Consider the following 5,918-nt stretch of genomic DNA (forward strand, 5'->3'; position numbering starts at 1 on the left):
GGAGGGGGCGGATTTACGAACGGTCTGATCCGCAGGTATTTACGTTCTGTTCACGGTGTTCACGCCGCGTGAACGTGAACGGCGGGGTAGATGTGCAGGTGTGCGAATCTGCGGATGTAGAATGGATTTTAAACAAAGAAACCCGTTATCTTTGGGATAACGGGTTTAACTTTAAGATTGGGCACCGACCTACTCTCCCACATTTTACTGCAGTACCATCGGCTCTGGCGGGCTTAACTTCTCTGTTCGGAATGGGAAGAGGTGGACACCGCCGATATAGGCACCTGAATATTTTTGTTCATTGGTTCATTTGTTCAGTTGTTCATGGGTATGAATGTCCTGAGGATGATCCTCTGATCTAATATTTTTTATTTTGTTTGCTGCTCTTTAGTTAAGTAACCGTTGGATACTAATGAACCAATGATACCATTGAACTAATGAACCATCAAACTTAAACATAATTGAAAGAAGTAATCGGGAGAGAAAACAACAGCTTTGTGTTGAGTGACCAGAGGCCGGAGATCGGTGATTAGTTGCCTAAACACTGTTCATCTGATCTCTGATCACATTCATTACCTGCTATGAGAAAGCTTCGGATGATTAGTATTACTCGACTTTGATGTCACCACCTTTATATCTGTAACCTATCAACGTAGTAGTCTGCTACGATCCTCAATGGAAGTCTCATCTTGTGGCTAGTTTCGCACTTAGATGCTTTCAGCGCTTATCTATTCCCAACGTAGCTACTCTGCAGTACACCTGGCGGCATAACAGATTCACCAGAGGTTAGTCCAACCCGGTCCTCTCGTACTAAGGTCAGCCCCACTCAAACTTCCAACGCCCACAACAGATAGGGACCGAACTGTCTCGCGACGTTCTGAACCCAGCTCGCGTGCCACTTTAATGAGCGAACAGCTCAACCCTTGGGACCTTCTCCAGCCCCAGGATGTGACGAGCCGACATCGAGGTGCCAAACCTCCCCGTCGATATGAGCTCTTGGGGGAGATCAGCCTGTTATCCCCAGCGTACCTTTTATCCTTTGAGCGATGGCCCTTCCATGCAGAACCACCGGATCACTATATCCGTCTTTCGACCCTGCTCGGCTTGTCTGCCTCACAGTCAAGCAAGCTTATGCTATTGCACTCCGCGTACGGTTACCAAGCGTACTGAGCTTACCTTTGAAAGCCTCCGTTACCTTTTTGGAGGCGACCACCCCAGTCAAACTACCCGCCAAACAATGTCCCCGGCATTACCGGGTTAGACACCAAATACAGAAAGGGTGGTATTTCAACGTTGACTAACTGACTCCTAGCGAAGCCAGATCACAGTCTCCCACCTATCCTACACATCCTGTATCCGATATCAATGTTAAGTTGTAGTGAAGGTGCATGGGGTCTTTCCGTCCCGTTGCGGGTAACCGGCGTCTTCACCGATACCACAATTTCACCGAGCTCATGGCTGAGACAGCGCCCAGATCGTTACACCATTCGTGCAGGTCGGAACTTACCCGACAAGGAATTTCGCTACCTTAGGACCGTTATAGTTACGGCCGCCGTTTACCGGGGCTTCGATTCAATGCTTCGGTTTAACCCTAACATCCCCTCTTAACCTTCCGGCACCGGGCAGGTGTCAGGCCTTATACGTCATCTTTCGATTTTGCAAAGCCATGTGTTTTTGTTAAACAGTCGCCTGGGCCTTTTCACTGCGGCTGATATTGCTACCAGCGCCCCTTCTCCCGAAGTTACAGGGCCATTTTGCCGAGTTCCTTAGCCATGATTCACTCGAGCACCTTAGGATCCTCTCCTCGACTACCTGTGTCGGTTTACGGTACGGGTTTTTATAACCTGAAGCTTAGCGGGTTTTCTTGGAAGTCTGATTACCTGAACTATCACCTTACCCGAAGGCTCAGTGTACTATCAGCTTTCAGCAAAGCATGCGTACTTAACTACACGCCCTATACCTACGGCCTTTAACGAACTATTCCGTCAGTTCGCGTCAGTGTCACTACTCCGTCACCGCATCGCAGTTATAAAAAGTACTGGAATATTAACCAGTTATCCATCGGCTACGCCCTTCGGCTTCACCTTAGGCCCCGACTAACCCTGATCCGATTAGCGTTGATCAGGAAACCTTAGTCTTTCGGTGGGCGGGTTTCTCTCCCGCCTTATCGTTACTTATGCCTACATTTGCTTTTCTATCACCTCCACAGTCAATTGTCTTTCCTGCTTCGCCGGATAATAGAATGCTCCCCTACCAGTACATATAAATATGTAATCCATAGCTTCGGTATAACGCTTAATGCCCGTTTATTATCCATGCCCGATCGCTCGACTAGTGAGCTGTTACGCACTCTTTAAATGAATGGCTGCTTCCAAGCCAACATCCTAGCTGTCTGTGCAATCGGACCTCGTTAGTTCAACTTAGCGTTAATTTGGGGACCTTAGCTGATGGTCTGGGTTCTTTCCCTCTCGGCCATGGACCTTAGCACCCATAGCCTCACTGCAGTGTATATTATACAGCATTCGGAGTTTGTCTGGATTTGGTAGGATTTGACTCCCCCGCACCCAATCAGTAGCTCTACCTCTGTATAACTTTACCACCACGCTGTTCCTAAAAACATTTCGGGGAGTACGAGCTATTTCCCAGTTTGATTAGCCTTTCACCCCTACCCACAGATCATCCGGAAACTTTTCAACGTTTATCGGTTCGGTCCTCCAGTACCTGTTACGGCACCTTCAACCTGTCCATGGGTAGATCACAAGGTTTCGCGTCTACCCCCTCTGACTGTACGCCCTATTCAGACTCGCTTTCGCTTCGGATCCGTGTCTGAAACACTTAACCTTGCCAGAGAGGAGTAACTCGTAGGCTCATTATGCAAAAGGCACGCCGTCACAGAACTTGTCTGCTCCGACCGCTTGTAAGTACACGGTTTCAGGTTCTATTTCACTCCCCTGTTCGGGGTTCTTTTCACCTTTCCCTCACGGTACTGGTTCACTATCGGTCTCTCAGGAGTATTTAGCCTTACCGGATGGTGCCGGCTGATTCCCACAAGGCGTCTCCGACCTCGCGGTACTCAGGATCCCACTATCCTATCTTTACTTACCCGTACGCAGCTCTCATGCTCTATGGCGGGGTTTCCCACCCCCTTCCGGTTCATTCTGATATTCATGTTGTGGTCCTACAACCCCTACCATGCCGTAACATGATAGGTTTGGGCTTCTTCCCTTTCGCTCGCCACTACTCAGGAAATCATTATTATTTTCTCTTCCTCTGCTTACTTAGATGTTTCAGTTCAGCAGGTTTGCGCATTTATGCAATTAGTCTTCAACTAATTAGGTTTCCCCATTCGGAAATCTGCGGATCAATTCATATTTGCTGATCCCCGCAGCTTATCGCAGCTTATCACGTCCTTCATCGCCTCTGAGAGCCAAGGCATCCCCCGTGTACCCTTTCTTACTTTCTTCTATACTTGTACTGCTTTTGCTCAGTACTGTATGCTTTTTGATTGTCGTTCGTTTAGAGTCTCGATATAAGAATCAAGAACCAAGACTTCCTGCCGAAGCTATCTGTCCCTTATCTCTAATCCCCTTTTTCAAGGTCTAAAGCCAAACAACGTCTCTACTGTTGTTTTCTCTTCTTTTTTACTTCTTCCAATATGTCAAAGAACGTTTTGCTGTAGTCCATTCGTTTTGTAGTTCATTCGTTCATTAGTAAAACCAATGAACTGATGAACCAGTGAACTGATGTGCCACCGCATCGTGGAGAATAACGGATTCGAACCGTTGACCCCCTGCGTGCAAGGCAGGTGCTCTAGCCAGCTGAGCTAATCCCCCTTTCAGATGTTGGTTGATTTAGTGAATGGTTGATTAGTGAGTAGTTAAAACTAATCTCTATTCCCCATTCTCTATTCTACCGCCTCTCGTAGTCCCGAGCAGATTTGAACTGCTGACCCCTACATTATCAGTGTAGTGCTCTAACCAAACTGAGCTACAGGACTGTGTGTTTTCGGATCTGGATGTACGATCTTTGATTTTCCTGTTTCCGTTTCAATCGTCATTCGTCAATCGTCAATCGTAATTACTTACAATCTTGCCACGCTCATGGTTACACCACTGATGGCTTCATCTTCCGGGTTGTTTTTTTTAGAGAATAATAAGAAAATAATCATGCAGGTAACAGTTTTACTGTTATGCGGCTGACGAGCCGTCTTTGGATAATGCTCCAGAAAGGAGGTATTCCAGCCACACCTTCCGGTACGGCTACCTTGTTACGACTTAGCCCCAGTTACCGACTTTACCCTAGGACGCTCCTTACGGTTACGCACTTCAGGCACTTCCAGCTTCCATGGCTTGACGGGCGGTGTGTACAAGGCCCGGGAACGTATTCACCGCGTCATTGCTGATACGCGATTACTAGCGAATCCAACTTCACGGGGTCGAGTTGCAGACCCCGATCCGAACTGTGAATGGCTTTACGAGATTGGCATCCTGTTGCCAGGTAGCTGCCCGCTGTACCATCCATTGTAGCACGTGTGTAGCCCCGGACGTAAGGGCCATGATGACTTGACGTCGTCCCCTCCTTCCTCTCTATTTGCATAGGCAGTCTGTTTAGAGTCCCCACCTTAACGTGCTGGCAACTAAACATAGGGGTTGCGCTCGTTGCGGGACTTAACCCAACACCTCACGGCACGAGCTGACGACAGCCATGCAGCACCTAGTTTCGTGTCCCGAAGGACTGAGACGTCTCTGTCTCATTCACTAACTTTCAAGCCCGGGTAAGGTTCCTCGCGTATCATCGAATTAAACCACATGCTCCTCCGCTTGTGCGGGCCCCCGTCAATTCCTTTGAGTTTCACCCTTGCGGGCGTACTCCCCAGGTGGAATACTTAACGCTTTCGCTTAGACGCTGACCGTATATCGCCAACATCGAGTATTCATCGTTTAGGGCGTGGACTACCAGGGTATCTAATCCTGTTTGATCCCCACGCTTTCGTGCCTCAGCGTCAATCTCACTTTAGTAAGCTGCCTTCGCAATTGGTGTTCTGTGACATATCTATGCATTTCACCGCTACTTGTCACATTCCGCCTACCTCAAGTGTATTCAAGCCCATCAGTATCAAAGGCACTGCGATAGTTAAGCTACCGTCTTTCACCCCTGACTTAACAGGCCGCCTACGCACCCTTTAAACCCAATAAATCCGGATAACGCTTGGATCCTCCGTATTACCGCGGCTGCTGGCACGGAGTTAGCCGATCCTTATTCTTACCGTACATTCAGCTCGATATACATATCAAGGTTTATTCCGGTACAAAAGCAGTTTACAACCCGTAGGGCCGTCTTCCTGCACGCGGCATGGCTGGTTCAGGCTTCCGCCCATTGACCAATATTCCTTACTGCTGCCTCCCGTAGGAGTCTGGTCCGTGTCTCAGTACCAGTGTGGGGGGTCATCCTCTCAGATCCCCTAAACATCGTAGCCTTGGTAAGCCATTACCTTACCAACTAGCTAATGTTCCGCATGCCCATCTTAATCCTATAAATATTTGATCATTTAACAATGCTGTCATATGATGTTATGCGGTGTTAATCTCTCTTTCGAGAGGCTATCCCCCAGATTAAGGTAGGTTACATACGTGTTACGCACCCGTGCGCCACTCTCATCAGAAGCAAGCTCCCAAATCCCGTTCGACTTGCATGTATTAGGCCTGCCGCTAGCGTTCATCCTGAGCCAGGATCAAACTCTCCATTGTATAATGTGTTGTTCATATCCAAGCCCTATTAACTCAATCAATAGAAACTTGTAAAAAAAAATATTCTCTTACATTATCCCAACTGAACTCGTCTTTAATGCTTAACTCCCGGTTAGTCTAAACCTCCCGCTGTTACGCTGCATAATTTATTCTCTATCTCTTTTAAGAACT

The 5,918-nt window shown here is 47.9% G+C and carries 2 tRNA genes and 3 rRNA genes; all 5 read right to left on the reverse strand.

Going from position 1 to position 5,918, the window contains the following annotated elements:
- Positions 1-176: 176 nt before the first annotated feature.
- A 5S ribosomal RNA gene (gene rrf, locus E2R65_RS19435) occupies positions 177-288 on the reverse strand.
- A gap of 293 nt (positions 289-581) precedes the next feature.
- Positions 582-3,463 (reverse strand): 23S ribosomal RNA (locus E2R65_RS19440).
- A gap of 296 nt (positions 3,464-3,759) precedes the next feature.
- Positions 3,760-3,833, reverse strand: a tRNA-Ala gene (locus E2R65_RS19445).
- Between the two features lie 89 nt (positions 3,834-3,922).
- Positions 3,923-3,997 (reverse strand) — tRNA-Ile (locus tag E2R65_RS19450).
- A 228-nt stretch (positions 3,998-4,225) separates the two neighbouring features.
- Positions 4,226-5,747 (reverse strand): 16S ribosomal RNA (locus E2R65_RS19455).
- The 16S, 23S and 5S rRNA genes sit together here with 2 tRNA genes alongside, the layout of an rRNA operon.
- Between the last annotated feature and the right edge of the window lie 171 nt (positions 5,748-5,918).

Source organism: Mucilaginibacter phyllosphaerae (genome assembly GCF_004378255.1).
Taxonomy (GTDB): Bacteria; Bacteroidota; Bacteroidia; order Sphingobacteriales; family Sphingobacteriaceae; genus Mucilaginibacter; species Mucilaginibacter phyllosphaerae.